A 16982-nucleotide genomic window follows, 5' to 3' on the forward strand; every position below is an offset into this window, starting at 1 on the left:
CAAAGAGAAGGAGCAGGCGACGATGAGCTATGACAGCGCGAAAGCCGCTTTCGCAGAATGGGGTGTCGACACCGAAACCGCCCTGGAGCGGCTGAAGGACATCCCGATTTCGATGCACTGCTGGCAGGGCGATGACGTGGTCGGGTTTGAGACCAGAACAGGCTCATCCGGCGGCGGCATTCAGGCGACAGGCAATCATCCGGGCCGTGCGCGCACCCCTGACGAACTGCGCGCCGATCTGGAGTTCGCCTATTCCATGATCCCGGGACGACACCGTCTGAACCTGCATGCGATGTACCCCGACACGGACGAAGCACCCGACCGGGACGCGCTGGAATACCGGCACTTTGAACCCTGGGTGGACTGGGCACGTAGCCAGGGCATCGGCCTTGATTTCAACCCGACGTTCTTTGCCCACGAAAAGGCCGACGACAATCTGACCCTTGCTCATCCTGACGCGGGCATCCGCGAATTCTGGGTGGAACATGGCAGGCGGACGCGCGACATCGCCGCCCGGATGGGCAAAGAGCTTGGGTCGCCCTGTGTCAACAACATCTGGGTGCCGGACGGTTTTAAGGATGTGCCCGTGGACCGGATGGCAGCGCGCATGAGGCTCGCGCGCTCGCTCGATGAAATGCTGGCCCCCGAACAGGATCCGCGCCAGATGCGGGATGCCGTTGAATCAAAACTCTTTGGTATCGGGGTCGAGGCCTGCACCGTCGGAAGCCATGAATTCTACATGGGATATGCGCTGCGCAACAGCATCCTGCTCTGTCTGGACATGGGCCATTTTCACCCGACCGAGAATATCGCAGACAAACTGAGCGCTGTTGCTGTTTCGCTGGATCAGATCCTGTTGCACGTATCGCGCCCCATGCGGTGGGACAGCGATCATGTTATTCTGCTGGATGACGCGATCCTTGCAATGGCGCACGAACTTGTCAGCGCCGATCTGCTCGACAGAACATTCATTGGGCTTGATTTCTTTGACGCCACGATCAGCCGCACAGCTGCGTGGGTGATCGGCACGCGCAACATGCAAAAGGCTTTGCTGCGCGCGCTGCTGACACCCATGGAACGGTTACGCCAGGCAGAGACCAATCTGGATTTCACAACCCGCCTCATTCTGACCGAAGAATTCCGCGATCTGCCTTTCGGGGCGGTATGGTCCGAATTCTGCGCGCGCACTGATCGTCCGACCGGTCTGGTGCTGCAAAAGGAACTGGACACATATCAGAAGCGCGTGTCCAGCCGCGGGTAACCCGGGTCGGACGCCAGCGCGGCATTCTGAGCGTCAATTGCTGCCGGGGCTTTTTCAATGCGTCAGTTTCCAGCACGTCAGCAACTCAGTGATGCTGATCCGAGAACGGCTTTTGCGGCCTTGGGTAAACCGGCAGATGCGGGATCCAGACGTGCGGGGGCTGTTCGATCGCATAGATAAACGCCCGTGCGATGTATTCAGGCCGCAATCCTGCGGGTTTCGGGCTGTCAAAAAATGGCGTGTCCGTCATGCCAGGATGAAGGCAGGTCACGCGCCCGCCGGCATCCCCCAGTTCGGCCCCCAGATTGTCGGCATATCCGCGCACAAACCACTTGGTCGCCGAATAGACCGATCCCCAGACCGTACCCTGAGCGGCCAGCGACCCTACCAGGACCAGATGCCCGCCGGATGCTTTCAGGTGCGGCATTGCGTATTTGGCAGTGTAGGTGACGCCGAGACAGTTGACCTCAATCATCTTGCGGAAACTGTCCGTATCACCCGCCTCGGTGCCCCGTTGCGAGGCACCGAGGCCAGCATTCGCCATGACAACATCAAGCCGGCCAAACCGTGCGACGGCTTCGTCCACCAGGCGTTCCTGATCCTCGGCACTGGTAACATCGCAGGACACCGCGAGCGCGTTCTGTGGACCAAACTCTTCTACCAGAGCCTCAAGCCTGTCCGTCCGGCGCGCCGCCAGAACCACCTTGTGACCGGCTTTCACCGCGAACCTTGCACATATTTCGCCAATACCGGAGGACGCACCTGTAATCAGTATGATCTTTCCCATCATTATTTCTTTCTTCACGCGGCCTGTCCGACCGTCAGCGCCGCCATGACCAGCTCCGCCGTCTTTGTCGCTGATGCGGGGTTCTGACCGGTCACAAGCCGCACGTCCCGCACGGCATGCGCCTGAAAATCGGGAGCCGTGGACAGTTCGGCCCCCAGTTCCCGCAGTTTCGTTTCCAGAAGGAACGGCACTGCATCCTGCAGACCGACAGCGTGCTCCTCGCTGTCTGTGAAGGCCGCGATCGTCCGGCCCGCCACAAACGGTGTGCCATCAGGCTTCCGGGCACCGGTCAGCCCTGCCGGTCCGTGGCAGACCGCCGCGACCACCTTACCCTGCTGATCAAAGCGTTCGATCAGTTCCGCCAGCTCGCGGTTCTGCGGATAGTCAAACATGGTGCCATGCCCACCGGGCAGGAACACTGCATCAAAGGCTCCGACCTGATCCGACACTGCCGACAGCGGAACACTGTCGCTAATCAGAGCCTGTACTGCAGGATCATCCAAGTATCGTTCAACAGATGCGTCGTTTTCGCCCCGGGGCGCAAGACTGCGGTCATCGACCGGGATCGCACCACCCCTGACAGAGGCAACGGTCACCCGCGCGCCGCTGTCCACAAAAGCGTAGTATGGCGTTGTCAGCTCTTCGAGCCAGATGCCGGTCGCATCGCCATTGGTCATTGAACCGGCAGAAGTCGCGACGATCAGAATATTGTTTTGTGACATGTAAACCTCCTTAAGTTTCATGAGGCACATATAACCAGCCATCGGCATCACAAAACCAAAGCCTTGCTTCCATCAGGGATAAATTTTCTTATACTAAAGTATGTCACTGACCGTTCTGAGATCCTTTGTCGAAGTCTGCCGTTGCCGGTCGATTACTGCGGCTGCGCGAAACCTTGGCCTGACCCAGCCTGCGGTATCCGGGCATATCGCCACGCTCGAAACCCAGGTCGGGCGGGAGTTATTTACGCGCAGGTCACGCGGTGTCTCGCCAACCGCTTTTGCAGAAGATCTTGCTGCGCAGGTCGGCGACAGCCTTGACCGTGCGGAGGAAGCTCTGGCGCAGGCCAAAGCACGGTCAGCAAGCCTGTCAGGTGTCGTTCACGTGGCAGGGCCCGCGGAGTTACTGGCAGAGCGCGTCGCGCCGTCACTGCGGTCACTGCAGGCATCCGGACTGGATATCCGTCTGCACCCAGGGGGAAAGTCGTCGATCTATCAGCGTCTGACGGCCGGGGAGGTTGACCTTGCATTCACTGCATCAGACCCCGGTCATCCCCTGATTGCCTCGCAGGTCATCGGGTCAGAAAAGCTTTTGGCGGTTGCAGCTCCCGGGATCGCAGACAGGATCAATGACGCGAGGGACCTGAGGGCTGCTTTGCTGGCCGAGCCCATGCTGGCCTATGACAATGACCTGCCGCTCATCAGGGACTGGCTGCAGGCCAACGGGATAAGCGCGGACGGCATTGTGTCCGCGATTTCCGCGCCTGACCTGCGGTTGCTGCGTGCCCTGGCAGAAACCGGGAGCGGATGGTCTGTGATCCCGGATTATCTGTGCTCAGACGCCCTTCAATCCGGCAGGATCACTCTGCTGCGTGGTGTCGCCGATGCGCCGGTTAACCACTTCTATCTTGCCTGGACCAGGTCATCCCTCCGACATCCGCGTGTGGCATTCGCCCGGGAATTGCTCCTGTGCAGTCTGGAAGACTGAATGCGCCACAATGCCGGGGCGTGATCTCAACAGGACGCCACCAACCCTGCCAGTAAAGCCGAAACGCGGTTCCGCGTGTCCTCGCAAAGCATCACAGACGCGTGCGTCAGGACGTTAATTCTTCCGCCACCGCCTGTGTTCTTCTAAGACGAAAACAGGCAACGACCCGAGGTCAGATGAATCTGCGAGATCTGGAATACGCAATTGCTGTGGCGCGACGTGGCAGTTTCAGCGCCGCTGCGGAAGACTGCAACGTCTCGCAGCCGGCTCTTTCGAACCAGATCCGGAAGCTGGAAAAGGAACTTGGGACCGATCTTTTTCTGCGCCTGAGTGGCGAGGTCCGCCCCACAGCGTGTGGTCTGAAAGTCACTGAAATCGCGCGGGACGTTCTGCAGGGCGCACAAAGGATCAGGGACACGGCCACGGAATATCGTGATCCGGAGGCCGTACCGTTTAATATTGGACTCACGCCGACGCTGGCGCCTTATCTCACGAAATATTTCTCCGAGCTTTTCAGCACCCTATTTCCGGACATGCGCGTGACGATGATCGAGGATCTGCCGCAGAACATGCTGCAGATGGTTGAGGATCACACGCTGGATGTGGCGCTGGTCGCGCGGCTCAATCACAACCCGACCCTGGAGTTCACGTCCATCTGGGAAGAGCCGTTGTTTCTGGCGCTGCGAAGGGGCCACCCCCTCGAAGGGCTGTCGTCTGTCACGCCAGAGGACGTGCCGGTACACGACTTCATCCGGTTGCCGCATTCCTTCGGTTACGATCTCGAAGCCCGGCTGCCGACACCCGGCCCGGAATCCCGAGCCTCCAAGAAATTTGATCTCACCGCCCTTCGGTTCGAGACGATCTGCCGGCACATCTGCCATTCTGACGATTGTACGATCGTGTCGGCGCTGGCTGCAGAACAGTTTCGTGCGGACAACTGGCCCATGTCCTTCATTCCGTTTGAGGCGCCGGGGCATCTGCGCAATCTGGGGGCCGCCTCCCGGCTGAACTGCCCGCGCAAACCACTTCTTGCAAAGATCGGTGCGTATATTCTGGAAAACCCACCGAAAGGCGTCACGCCCACTTTCGGGACGTGACGCCGTTTCGGATCACTCGATAAAAGTACGGGCAATCCGGTCGCTGAGAGGTTGCGTCAGATAGCTCAGCGCTGTGCGTTCGCCCGTGTTGACAAAAAGGTCGGCCGGCATGCCCGGGACAAGTTCCAGCCCTGCAATGTCATCTGGCTGGGTTTTGTTGAGCTGAACCCGCGCGACATAATAAAAGTCGCCGGTGCGCTCGTCTTCGAGGCTGTCGGCGGAGATATCAACAATGGTCCCCTCTGCCTCAGGCACATCGCCCTGATCAAAAGCCGAAAGACGCACGCGGGAAGACTGACCGATGAAGAGTTTTTCAATGTCTGCCGTATTCACCCGCGCCTCGACGATCAGCGGCTGATCAACGGGAACGATGTCAAGGATTGGTTCTCCCGGCCGGATCACTCCACCTGATGTGAATACCGTCATCTCAACCACCCGGCCGCTGACAGGTGCTGTTATTGCCACACGCTTCAGACGCTCAGTCGCCCCGAGATACTGTGGCTCCAGCGTCGCCAGAGATGCTTCTATCCCAGCCAGTTCGGTCGATGCCTCTTCAGCCCGCAGGGTGCGTGCTCCGATCTCGGAAAGGCGCAGTTCGCTGATCGCGTTCCGGGCCTGCGCCTCCTCAGTCTGCAGCGCTGCATCCACACCATGCAGCCGTTCCACCTCCACCCGGCGGGAATTGACGCGCGCGGCGGCAACCAGGCCTTTGTCGAGCAGGGTCTGCAGATTGGCCAGTTCCTGCCGCGTGATGTCCAGCTGACGGGTATTGGATACGCGCTGTGCGTTCAGCCCACTCAGCTGATCCTCCAGATTGGCGATGCGTTGTTGGGTCAGATCCGCTTCTGCCTCGCGGGAACGCCGTTCAGTATCAAAGAGGAGCTTCTGTGTCGCAAAAGCCGGCAACCATTCAGCAGTCCCGAGGGCAACTTTCATTGTCGCTGCAACGTTCGCCTCGTCAAAAGTATCAGAACTCTGCAACTGGGCGATCAGCCGCGCGCGGCGTACCGAAAGATCGGCGATCTGACCGGCAATCACATCCAGTTCAACGCCGGGATCGGTCCCGTCCAGCTCCAGCAGCGTCTGACCGGCCTCAACCAGATCACCATTCCGCACCAGGATATTGCTGACGATGCCGCCATCAAGATGTTCCACGGTCTTGCGGTTTCCCTCAACAACGAACGACGCGGGAGCAACCACAGCACCGTCAAGTTTCGACACCGTCGCCCAATGGGCCGCACCGCCGATAAAGCCGGAAACCACCAACAGGCCCAGAGCGACAAACCATCCGATGCCGGCACCGGCCGGTTTGCTCTGGATACGGTTATAGTCTTCGAGGCGCAGCACGCCCTGATGCGGTGTTATTGCGAATGCGGGTTTCATTGTGCCATTCCTTTCTCAGAAGGCAGTCCGACAGCGTGCCGGGCCAGTTGTGGGGTTTTGGCGCCGGCCACAGTGGCCTGCTGCACGGGGCGCAGAATGTCCTCTTTGTTACCGAAGCCTGACTGGGTTCCGCGGCTGAGTGTGAGCACCTTGTTGACGGCTTCGAGCGTGCTGGGGCGATGTGTCATCACGAGAGTGATCGCACCACGTTCGCTTGCCCCCCGGATCGCATTGCGCAACGCCAGTTCGCCCTGCGCATCCAGATCAGAGTTCGGCTCATCCAGCACGAGGACAAACGGATCGTCATAAAGCGCCCGGGCCAGGGCTATCCGCTGCCGCTGGCCGCCAGACAGGTGAAAGCCGTTGCCGATCAGCGTTGAATAGCCGTCGGGCAAGCCGCTGATCAGATCGTGCACGTCTGCGGCCCGGGCTGCCGCCAGCACTTTTCCGTCGTCGATCGACGTTGAGAAGCGGGCGATATTCTCGCGGATTGTGCCGTCAAAAAGTTGCACGTCCTGTGGCAGGTATCCGATCAGCTGACCCAGTTCTTCGGTGTCCCAGCGGGCCATCGGGGTGCCGTCAAGCCGGATTGCTCCGCGTTGCGGCATCCAGATCCCCGCCAGCATTCTGGCCAGCGTCGATTTCCCCGATCCGCTGTGACCGATCACGGCCAGCACATCACCGGCGGACAGTGAAAACTCGATGCCCCCGACGGTTGCATTCTGCGCCAGTGGCGGGCCGGCCTGGGTAATTGCAACATTCAGGGTGAGCTGCGGCCGGGGCAGAGCAAGTCGTTTTTCTGCCTGCGGATAGGCTTCGGACAGCGCCTGCAGAGATTTGTACGACCCCCGGGCTGCCAGAAACGTCCGCCACTGACCGATCAGCTGGTCGATGGGCGCCAACGCCCGGGCCAGCACAATTGTCGCCGCGATCATCACACCTGCTGTCGCCTGTCCGGTGACCGCCAGTGCGGCCCCGAGGCCCAGCATGCCGGACTGGAGCGCCATGCGGATTGTGCGCGACATGACCGAAAACCCGGCCAGACGGTCGGACACACGCGCTTTCAGCTGGTGCGACTGAAATTGCAGAGCTGCCCAGCGCCGGGCGAGATCACCAGTCATACCCATGGCGTGGACGAGCTCTGCGTTTTGCTCACCAGCGGTGAACAAACTGTCTGAACGGACACGCGCCTGAGCGGTTTCCTGCATCAGGCCGGCGGACCGTCCATTGTTGATAAGGGCCATAACTGTCAGAAGCGTCGCCCCTGCGAGCCCCAGTGCCCCGAGGTAAGGGTGCAGCACGTAAAGCACCGCGAGATAGAGCGGAATCCACGGGGCATCAAAGAATGCAACAAGTGTGGGCCCGGAGATGAAATCACGCAGACCGTTCACGTCTGCCGCCGGGTTGTCAGCACCTGAACCGCCCTGCACCCGGCGCCGGATGGCAGATTGCAGAATGGGCGCACCGACCGTCAGCTCAAAGCGCGCACCGAGGCGGCTCAGAATACGCATCCGGATCAGATCCAGAAGGCCGGTGACGAGGAAAACACCACCCAGCAGGATGCTGAGGGCAATCAGAGTGTCCATATTCTGGCTGGTGAGGACGCGGTCATAGACCTGCAGCATATAAAGCGGTCCTGCGAGCATCAGGAGGTTGAGGATCATACTGAAGAAGCCGATGGCGACAAAGCCGCTGCGCAGCTTGCCCCATGCTGATTTAACTGTGGATTTTTTCTGAAACATGATGGTGATCTCTTTTCAGGCTGAAGGGGTGGCAACCTGAGCTGCCACCCCGGATTGATCTGATCAGGCGATGAAGTCGTGGTCGGTCAGGTCAGCTGCGCTGACGCCTTCGAGGACAACCCCACCGGCACTGCCGAAGGAGAACATCGCGCCGCTTTCGCTCTGCGTGACGCTCACCTGAGCGGCGAAATCAGGACCAAAGTCACTGAAGTCGAGGCGGTCGACGCCCAGCTCGAAATCCTGGATCACATCGCGGCCAAAGCCCGGTCCGAAGGCAAAGGTGTCAGCGCCTTCACCACCGATCAGGATGTCGTCGCCCGCACCGCCGATGAGGATGTCATCACCACCTTCACCGTTCAGGATGTCATCGCCAGCCTGACCGTTGAGCGTGTTGGAACCGGAGTTCCCCGACAGGTTGTCGTTGCCTCCGTTCGGGCTTACTGCGTTGTTCGAGCCATTGATGTTCTCAAAGTTGAACACCTGGTCGAGCGTTGCACCCTCCGGCGCATTGACCTGCGCAACACCGTTCCCATCCTCGTCAAGGTCGAGAATGACGCCCGGACCCGCAGAGAACAGTGCAGTGTCTGTCCCTGCCCCGCCATCAATGATGTCCGCGCCACCGAAGGAATGAATGGCGTCATTGCCAGCCCCACCAAACAGAACGTTGAACTCATTGTTGCCGAGGATCAGGTCATCGCCCGAGGAACCGATGACGTTTTCGAAGTCATCCACCTCTATTGCAATGTCCCCGTCCACGATGATGGCACCGTCCTGCGGACCCTCTCCGCCTGTCGCAGCCGGGTTCGGCGCCGGGGCGCTGAGGTCCAGGTCGACAGTCACTCCATTGAAGCTGCTCAGGTCGACCGTATCGCTGTCGCCGGAGCCGACCACGCGCTCGATTGAGCTGAGAACGTCCGTTTCGACCACTTCGGCGATGACATCGAGACCTGACACACCGGTTGGTGATGCTGCATCCAGCGTACCGCCCGCATCCACCAGAGTGTCCTGAGCGATCGGGCCGTTGATCCCAAGAGGCGCATTGTGCAGGTGAATTGCAGAAACACCTCCGGGTCCCGGTGTGAGCAGATCCGCCTCATTCAGGCCAGTGACGCTCAGCTCTGAGGAGTAGAGAACTTCGCCTTCCTCATTGAACGAGATCGTCAGGGTCGCTTCACCGGTGGCCTCACTGTCTGACGTGTTCGGTGCAGGCTCCTGGCTTGCATCAAGCGATGCAACGAGCTCGATAACCCGGTCGTGTCCGGAACCGTTATCGCCTACCACTTCGAACTGTCCACGGATTTCGCCACCCGGGAAGTCGGCTGTGTGGATGTTGTAGTAGAGGTTCCCGTTCAGGGCCTCCTGCACAAATCCGTCCGCATCATCGATGTTTTCTGTGGGTTGCAGCGAAGCACCGACAACCACATCCTGAACCGTTACAGAGAACCCTGTTTCGCGGGTGGCTGTTCCGTTGCCGTTCGCGTCAAGACTGACGGTCACCGCAACATCCAGATCCGAGAAATCAGCAGTATCGAAACCCGCGCCGCCTTCGATGAAGTCGTTGCCAAGACCACCGACGATGACATTGTCACCCTCACCGGCGATCAGAACATCGTCACCCGCGCCGCCGTCGACGACACCGTTGATCTGACCAAGGTCGACCACGATGTCGTCTCCGGCACCAAGCAACACATTACCATTTACCAAACCTTCATCATCGTTGACGAATGTCACATCACCTGCTTCGGTCGCGTCGATGGCGTTTACGGAGCCTCTGATTTCGCCGTCGTTCACGATAGCGCCCAGAAGACCCAGCCCGCCGTCAATCCGGATACCTGCAGCGGCGTCGCTGTCTTCAGAACCGGCAATGAGGCCGTCGTTCTGAACGAGACCGGCAAAACCAGCATCTTCCTGGTTGCTGAAGAGACGCAGACCATCACCGACAGTGTTGCCTTCGGTTGCGTCGCCACGACCCTGGAACGTGCCGCTGTTGAAGATAGCAGCAGAAACAACGTCCCCATCCACATTGCCGGTCTGCAGCGAAACTGCCGATCCGTCGTTGCCAGACCCGGCATCCACCAGACCAGAGTTTGTGAAGGTATAGTTGTCAGCAGTGCCATCCGCGTACACGGTGCCATTGCGCTGGTCGCCGGTGCCAAGAATGGAGCCGGAGTTCACAACCTCAAGCCCTTCACCGTCGATGTTCACCGCGCGGCTGTCCGATGACACGACCCCGGAGTTCACAAACGAACCGCCGGAATGATCGCCCGTTCCAAAGTAGACACCGTTCTGAACACCGGCGATTGTGCCGGAGTTGGTCAGTGTGCCCTGGAAATTCACGCCATTGACGACCCGGACACCAGCGACAGTGCCATTCGCCCCTTCGGACAGGATCGAGCCGGAGTTGGTGATCGCGGCGTCCGTTGTGCCGGTGTTGCCGACATTCCCGATGCGCACACCGTCACCAGCAAGCGACGTACCGGCTGCAGCGTTTCCGCGGCCCTGGATTGTGCCGGAGTTTTCAAGGCTGAATGTGTTGGCACCATCCTCAGCGCCACCAATCTCTGCGCCAAAACCGGAACCCTGGTTGCCTTCGCCGGCATCAACTGTACCGCTGGCGATGTTAGACACAGAGAAATCATCGGCTGTTCCGTCGGCGTAGACTGTACCATTGCGCTGGTCGCCTGTGCCAAGGATGTCGCCGCCGTTGAGCAGATCAACGCCTGTACCGTCGATGTTCACCGCACGGCTGCCGGACTGGATCGTGCCAAAGTTCAGCACATCAAGATCGTGATCACCTTCGCCGATGTAAAGACCGTTGCGAACACCCTCGATTACACCGGTTGAGGTGTTGAGAATGCGGCCTTCGGCGGAAGCACCGTCGGCGATACGGATACCACCTGCGGTGCCCTGATTGCTTTCCGACGAGATCAGACCGCTGTTGACGATATCAGTGTCCGAAACAGCCCCTTCCGCGCCGTCGTCGATGCGGATGCCATCGCCCGCGCCGCCTGTGTTCGCGGCTTCCTGGCCACGGCCCTGGATTGTGGCGCCAAAGCCGTTGAAGATGGCATTCGACACCACATCGCCGATTTCGTCACCGACCTGAAGCGAGATACCTGCCCCGCTGTTGTCTGCGCCTGCGTCGATTGTGCCGCCTGAGAAGTTGCTGATGCTGACGTTTTCCGCCGTGGCATTTGTGTAGATTGTACCGTTGCGCTGATCGCCGGTACCGATGATGTCACCAAAGTTGCGGACACTGATGCCGTCGCCTTCGATTTCGACTGCGCGGCTGTCAGAAGAGATGACACCGCCACGGAAGTTGTCGAGCGTGCCCGAACTGCCCGCTCCGCTGAACTCAACACCGTTCAGCTCAGCGGCAATGCTGCCAAAGTTGCGGATGTCCGCGCTGGAGCCATCCGTTACCTCAATACCGGTGGCAACATCGCCATCTGCATCGATACTACCGGTGCGGAAATTGAAGATCTGGAGCTCTTCGGCATCTGCCAGCACTGCGGCAGGTGCGTCATTCGTTTCGATCTGTCCAAAGTTGATCAGACGCGCGAAATCATTGTTCAGGATGAATGCAGGAGTGTTGTCAACAATTGTACTCTGAAAAAAGCCGTTGGTCAGGACCTGTCCGTCACGGACGGTTTCCTGAGAAAGCGTTGATGAAGTCAGTAGTCTGGCGCGCAGACTGGCGAGAATTTCGGAAAGCATGGGTGATCTCCGCTTGAGTTCTGGTTTCAGCAGAGATCAGACCGGAACCGTGGCCTCTCTGCCGCTTTACCAAGTGCGGATCATCCTGCGGGTTTGAAATTCTTCCTCCGAATACCCCGTATAGCGAAAGCAAATAGTCACGGCTCACGTGAAGAGGTGATTAAAATATTTTATTTAAAACAGTGCGTTAATAAATTTCTTTAGACGACTGGTATTTATTCGTTCTCGCCTGTTCACGAAAACGTCGCCGTATTTGAACGCAAAATATGGGATCCGGTGCAGTCTTTTTGGCGTGACATCCGTATTTCAGAGGGCGCCGGGCGACCCACCCCTGAAGAGCATGGCTTTACAAAGCGCACGACGTGCTGGACCAATATGCGCCAGCAGGAACTCATTCCAATCGCCGGATTGATTGCGAACTCCGCTGACAAGAAAGATTTGCCCTGGCAACCCGGGTAATCGCTGCCGAAGGTTCAGTCGTCGCGCCCTGGTTCGTCCGGATTGCTGGAAAACAAGGCGACCTTGTTGCCCTGTGGGTCACGCAGATATCCAACATAGAAATGCGCCCCATATGACGCACGAAAGCCTGGCTGGCCTTCGTCCGACCCGCCAGCGGCAAGCGCTGCCGCGTGCAGGTCGCGAACCATTTGCTGACTGCGCGCCTCGAAAGCGACCATGGAACCATTTCCAGCAGACGCCGCCCCGCTATCAAACGGCGGCTTCACGTAGAAATCGGGAGGAACGACCGACTGGCCAGGAGCTGTCGGCGGCGTATAGCTCAGACCCTCTGGTCCTTCCGAGAACTGAAACCCCAGCGCGGGCAGGAATGCGGAATAGAACTCTTTTGCACCTTCGATATCATCGGCACCGACAGACACATATGCGATCATCAGCCTTGCTCTCTTTTCTGCGAATGCTCTGAACTGCTTGTCGTAACGCCATCCAGCCTTCTCTCGGCGACCCTTAAAACGGCGATTGATAAGTTCAGGCCTTACCGACTTTTTGCGTTTCAAAACAGGTTTTTCGGCAATTGGCGCGCGGACACCAGAACACACACTAGAAACACCACACAAAATGTATTCGTTTACATTTTTATGTAATCGTATACATTTTTAAAGGAATCACGCGTTTCTGGGAGGAAAACATGAAAACATTCGTCAAACACGGATTGCTCGCAGGTGCGCTGTGCGCATTGCCGGCAACATCTTTCGCGCAATCGGAGGTCGTCGTCTGGGTGGCCGGGGAACCGGGTCAGACCAATATCTATGATGAGCTCGCAGCGGCCTACAGCGCTCAGCACGCAGATGTCACGGTCACTGTGGTCAAAAACTCGTCCGACCTTTTCAATCCCGCCCTAATCCCGGCTCTCTCTGCGGGCGAAGGGCCTGACCTTTTCTCCTTCGGCACAGGCCCCGGCCAACCCGCTGCTCTCATTGCCGGTGGGCTCGTTGCAGATCTGACGGGCGCATATTTTGAAAACAACTGGTCCGGCACAATACCTGAAGGCATCGTCGTTCAGACATCCAGTGACGGGAAGCTCTGGGCCTTCGGCAACGAGGTCGAGACCACGGGCATGTTCTACAACAAAGCCATATTTGCTGAAAACGGCATCTCTGTTCCCGGCACATGGGCAGAAATGGAAGCTGCCGTGGCTGCCTTGCAGGCCGCCGGATACGATACGCCCATTGGTCTCGGGGCGGCGGACAAATGGCCGGTTTCTCACTGGCAGTCGATGATGTTCGGCCGCTACGCAGGTCCGGAAGGTATTGAGAACGTGCTGTTTGGCGAAGGTGCGTGGACAGATGCCCCCTTTGTGGCGGCATCCGCAAAGCTGCAGGAAATGGGACAGGCGGGCTGGTTCGGGCCAACCCCCGTGGCAATCGGCTACGGTGAACTGATGGACCGTTTCTGGGCTGGCGAAGTGCCGATGACCTTCACCGGGCCATGGGTCATCGGGGGCGGAACGGAAGCCGCCGGAGACCGGATCGGTGACTTCGGCGTGTTCGCAGTGCCACCCTTTGAAGACGGCCAGAGCATTCACCCGACTAATTCTATCGGCAGCGGCTGGTACATCCGCGAAAGCTCCGAAAACAAGGAAGCGGCCGTTGACTTTATGAACTACATGTTTGCCTCAAATGAAGGCCGCACAGCTCTTCTGAATGCAGGGACCGTTCCGGTGGGTCCACTCGACGAAGCGCTGGCTGACGCACAGATGCCCGCTCTTGCGGTGGAAATCTGGAAGAGCGCGGATGAACATGCAGGGAATGGGTCGGTCCCCGCTTTCCTCGACACCATCACACCGGGAAGTCTGACGACAGTGTCCTATGATGGCCTGCAGGCGCTGTTGCTGGACGTCATGACGCCAGAGGAATTTACCTCCGAAATGCAGTCTGCATGGACTGCGGCCAAAGAGGCCGGAGAGATCATGCTGCCGGGCGGTATCGCAGAGCAGTAGACCTGCAGCCTGAACGGTCTGCCCGCGGGGTTCTCCCGTTCCGGCGCGGGCAAACCGGACTTCAGTTATCGCGTCATTTGGCGACAGGAGATCAGATATGTTTCCGGACCCGGATTCAAAACTTGCACAGCGCCTGAACCCTGTTCTGTTCCTGTTGCCTGCCCTCACGATCTATATCGTCTTTGCGATCTATCCGACGTATTCGGTACTGGAGTACTCCTTTACTGACTGGGACGGGATCAGCCCCGAAAAGAACTTTGTCGGGCTGGAGAATTACCAGCGCCTCTTCTCGGACAAAATCTTCTGGGAGGCCTTTCGGAACACCTTTGTCTGGTCCGGCGTCATCATCGTCATAAACGTGGGACTGGGCCTGGTGATCGCGGCAATGCTCGCACGGGTCTGGAAAGCCCGGCTGCTCATTCAGACCTGTATCGTTCTGCCGGTCGTGATTTCACCGATGGCCGTAGCGACGATCTGGCGCTGGATGTACCAGCCTGCCGGCGTGATAAACCAGGTGCTCGAAAACATTGGCCTCGGTGCTTTTGCCACCCCCTGGCTGGGCAGCCCCGACGCAGTGCTATACGCCCTCGCCTTTGCCCACAGCTGGTCGACCATCGGACTGAGCGTCATCATTTTTCTGGCTGGGCTGCAGGCCGTGGACGAAGACCTTTATGAAGCCGCGCGCGTGGATGGCGCGAACCCGCTGCAATCCTTCCGCTATGTCACGATGCCCGCTCTGCGCCCTGTGACGGCGGTGGTCTTCATACTGACCCTCACGCAATCGTTCAAAGTATTCGACATCGTCTGGGCTACGACACAGGGCGGCCCGATCCGGTTCAGCGAAATTCTTTCAACCTACATGTACAAACGCGGCGCACTTGAGAACCAGTACGGATACGGCTCCGCCATCGGTGTGGCGCTTCTGGTGATCGTCAGCATCGCGACCATTTTCTACATGCAGATACAGAACAGGGAGGACCGGTAATGGGTCGCTGGATCCTGCTGTTCATCCTGGGCGTGATTGCCATTCTGATGGTCTCGCCATTGATCCTGACGGTTTTTACGTCGCTGAAGCCAACAACTGAGCTTGTGAACCCGCCGTGGTATCCCCCGATCAGCATGACCTTTGAGCATTATGTCCGCGTTTGGACGGATGGCGGTTTCAGCCGCTATTTCCTCAACACGCTGATCATCTCAGTCATCGATGCTGTCGTGATGATCGGCATCGCCTCGCTCGCGGCTTATGCGATGGTGTTCATAGAGTTCCGTGGGAAAGTATTTCTGCAGATTCTGTTTCTGATCGGCCTGATGATCCCGGTGACCGCCATTGTGCTGCCGCTCTTTCAGATTGTGCGGTCATTTGGCCTGCTCAACACACATCTCGGGGTCATCTTTGCGGACCTTGCTCTTGCAGTATCAATCTTCATCTTCATGTTCTCTTCTTACTTCGCCGGTGTCCCGAAAGCGCTGCACGAAGCGGCCCGCATCGATGGGGCAACCGAATTTCAGATCTACCGCAGGGTTGTGATGCCGATTGCAACACCGGCTGTCGTAACGACCGCGCTGCTGGAGTTTTTGTGGAGCTGGAATGATCTGCTGCTCAGGCTGCTTCTGATGACCCAGGACGGGATGCGCACGCTTTCTGTCGGCCTGCTGAATTTCCAGGGAACAATGACACGTGATGTCACGGGGCTGTCCAGCGGCACCGTCATTATGGCCATTCCTGTTGTTCTTCTGTTCCTGTTTTTCCAGCGGCACTTTGTACGCGGCATGACCGCAGGAGCAGTAAAATGAGGTCCCATGTTTCCAATCCCCTGCTCATCCTGGATCAGCATTTCCGGCAGGTAGAAGAGCTTTTCCGCCCTGCGGCTTTCGAGGAACTGGGCACACTGTGCGACATTCATGGTGGGGTAAACTGGCCTATGGACCGGGCGGATTTTCTCAGCCGGTTGCCCGATGCTCAGTTTGTGGTTGCCGCAAAACCGGAGCTGAGCCGGGATGACCTGGCCAGGGCTCCGGATCTGAAAGCTGTGATTGAGGTCTCAGGCACATTTCAGACCGGCCTCGATTATGAGGCCTGCTTTGACCGCAGGGTAGAAGTACTGTCATGCGCGCCGGGTTTCCGGCAGTCGGTGGCCGAAATGGCCCTTGGTCTGATGATCGCCGGATGCAGGGGCATTGTGGATGAGCACGAACGGTTCCGGGCGGGCAGCGAGCGCTGGTTCAACGACAACACAGGTAAAGACTTTTCGCTCTATGGACAGCGGATCGGGTTTGTCGGCTTTGGGTCCATTGCGCAGGAATGCGTCCGCCTGCTGGCTCCGTTTGCGCCGCGCGTTGATGCTTACGACCCCTGGCTCAGGGCGTCGGGCGCGACCTTTGACGGGGTCGGGTTCCACGATCTCGAACGTGTCGTCACGCAGAACCGGCTGGTCGTAATCGCGGCGACGCCCACGGAGGAAAACCATCACCTCGTTTCGCGTACACTGATCGAAAGCATGCCACGCGGCACACTGGTTGTTGTGATCAGCAGGTCGCATCTGGTGGATTTCGACGCGCTTGTCGAAGCGGCCGAAGCCGGGCGTATCCGGGTGGCCAGCGACGTGTTCCCGGCTGAACCTGTTCCAAAGCGGGCGGGCTTCCGGCAGGCAGAAAACGTGATCTGGTCGCCGCACCGCGCAGCCGCAGTGGAGGGCGGACGCCACCCGATCGGCGACATGATCCTGCACGATGTCCGTGCAATTCTCGCAGGCTCTGATCAGCGTCAGCTGCAGCCGGCGTCACCCGAGACAGTAAGAAAGATCATCCGCGCACCATTGGCGGCGGGATAAGG

At 58.8% G+C, this 16982-nt stretch carries 13 protein-coding genes; 7 read left to right on the top strand and 6 right to left on the bottom strand.

What is annotated here, in order from left to right; translation table 11 throughout:
- Nucleotides 1-22 precede the first annotated feature (22 nt).
- Nucleotides 23-1261: an L-rhamnose isomerase gene (locus tag ACZ1HA_RS12920; RefSeq protein ID WP_472714169.1), complete on the top strand. Its 1239-nt coding sequence runs from the start codon at nt 23-25 to the stop codon at nt 1259-1261.
- Nucleotides 1262-1346: 85 nt separating this feature from the next.
- On the opposite strand, the gene ACZ1HA_RS12925 is transcribed toward ACZ1HA_RS12920, so the two are convergent.
- Complete coding sequence (locus tag ACZ1HA_RS12925; protein WP_472714170.1) at nt 1347-2051, bottom strand: SDR family oxidoreductase; 705 nt, start codon at nt 2049-2051, stop codon at nt 1347-1349.
- A gap of 11 nt (nt 2052-2062) precedes the next feature.
- Nucleotides 2063-2770 carry a type 1 glutamine amidotransferase domain-containing protein gene (locus ACZ1HA_RS12930; protein WP_472714171.1) on the bottom strand — a complete coding sequence of 236 codons (708 nt, stop codon included), beginning with the start codon at nt 2768-2770 and terminating at the stop codon, nt 2063-2065.
- 100 nt (nt 2771-2870) lie between these two features.
- Between ACZ1HA_RS12930 and ACZ1HA_RS12935 the strand changes: the two genes are divergently transcribed.
- Both ACZ1HA_RS12935 and ACZ1HA_RS12940 read left to right on the top strand, forming a co-directional pair.
- Entirely contained in the window at nt 2871-3755 is an 885-nt protein-coding gene (locus ACZ1HA_RS12935; RefSeq protein ID WP_472714172.1) for a LysR family transcriptional regulator, read from the top strand.
- A 176-nt stretch (nt 3756-3931) separates the two neighbouring features.
- A complete protein-coding gene (locus tag ACZ1HA_RS12940; RefSeq protein ID WP_472714173.1) occupies nt 3932-4852 on the top strand; it encodes a LysR family transcriptional regulator in 921 nt (306 codons plus the stop codon).
- Between the two features lie 12 nt (nt 4853-4864).
- Here ACZ1HA_RS12940 and ACZ1HA_RS12945 read toward each other — a convergent pair whose 3' ends face one another.
- From ACZ1HA_RS12945 to ACZ1HA_RS12960, 4 genes are all read right to left on the bottom strand, one after another.
- Nucleotides 4865-6235: an HlyD family type I secretion periplasmic adaptor subunit gene (locus ACZ1HA_RS12945; RefSeq protein ID WP_472714174.1), complete on the bottom strand. Its 1371-nt coding sequence runs from the start codon at nt 6233-6235 to the stop codon at nt 4865-4867.
- Nucleotides 6232-7977, bottom strand: a complete 1746-nt coding sequence (locus tag ACZ1HA_RS12950) for a type I secretion system permease/ATPase (protein WP_472714175.1) — start codon at nt 7975-7977, stop codon at nt 6232-6234. Before ACZ1HA_RS12950 ends, ACZ1HA_RS12945 begins: the two co-directional genes overlap by 4 nt.
- Before the next feature lie 63 nt (nt 7978-8040).
- A complete protein-coding gene (locus ACZ1HA_RS12955; protein WP_472714176.1) occupies nt 8041-11694 on the bottom strand; it encodes a CHRD domain-containing protein in 3654 nt (1217 codons plus the stop codon).
- A 473-nt stretch (nt 11695-12167) separates the two neighbouring features.
- Entirely contained in the window at nt 12168-12584 is a 417-nt protein-coding gene (locus ACZ1HA_RS12960; protein WP_472714177.1) for a VOC family protein, read from the bottom strand.
- 254 nt (nt 12585-12838) lie between these two features.
- Between ACZ1HA_RS12960 and ACZ1HA_RS12965 the strand changes: the two genes are divergently transcribed.
- From ACZ1HA_RS12965 to ACZ1HA_RS12980, 4 genes are all read left to right on the top strand, one after another.
- On the top strand, nt 12839-14149 hold the full coding sequence (locus tag ACZ1HA_RS12965) for an extracellular solute-binding protein (RefSeq protein WP_472714178.1): 1311 nt from the start codon (nt 12839-12841) through the stop codon (nt 14147-14149).
- 97 nt (nt 14150-14246) lie between these two features.
- Nucleotides 14247-15134, top strand: a complete 888-nt coding sequence (locus ACZ1HA_RS12970) for a carbohydrate ABC transporter permease (RefSeq protein WP_375230148.1) — start codon at nt 14247-14249, stop codon at nt 15132-15134.
- Entirely contained in the window at nt 15134-15943 is an 810-nt protein-coding gene (locus ACZ1HA_RS12975; protein ID WP_472714179.1) for a carbohydrate ABC transporter permease, read from the top strand. Before ACZ1HA_RS12970 ends, ACZ1HA_RS12975 begins: the two co-directional genes overlap by 1 nt.
- Entirely contained in the window at nt 15940-16980 is a 1041-nt protein-coding gene (locus tag ACZ1HA_RS12980; RefSeq protein WP_472714180.1) for an NAD(P)-dependent oxidoreductase, read from the top strand. The genes ACZ1HA_RS12975 and ACZ1HA_RS12980 overlap by 4 nt, the downstream gene beginning before the upstream one ends.
- Nucleotides 16981-16982 lie beyond the last annotated feature (2 nt).

Source organism: Roseobacter sp. S87 (genome assembly GCF_055693285.1).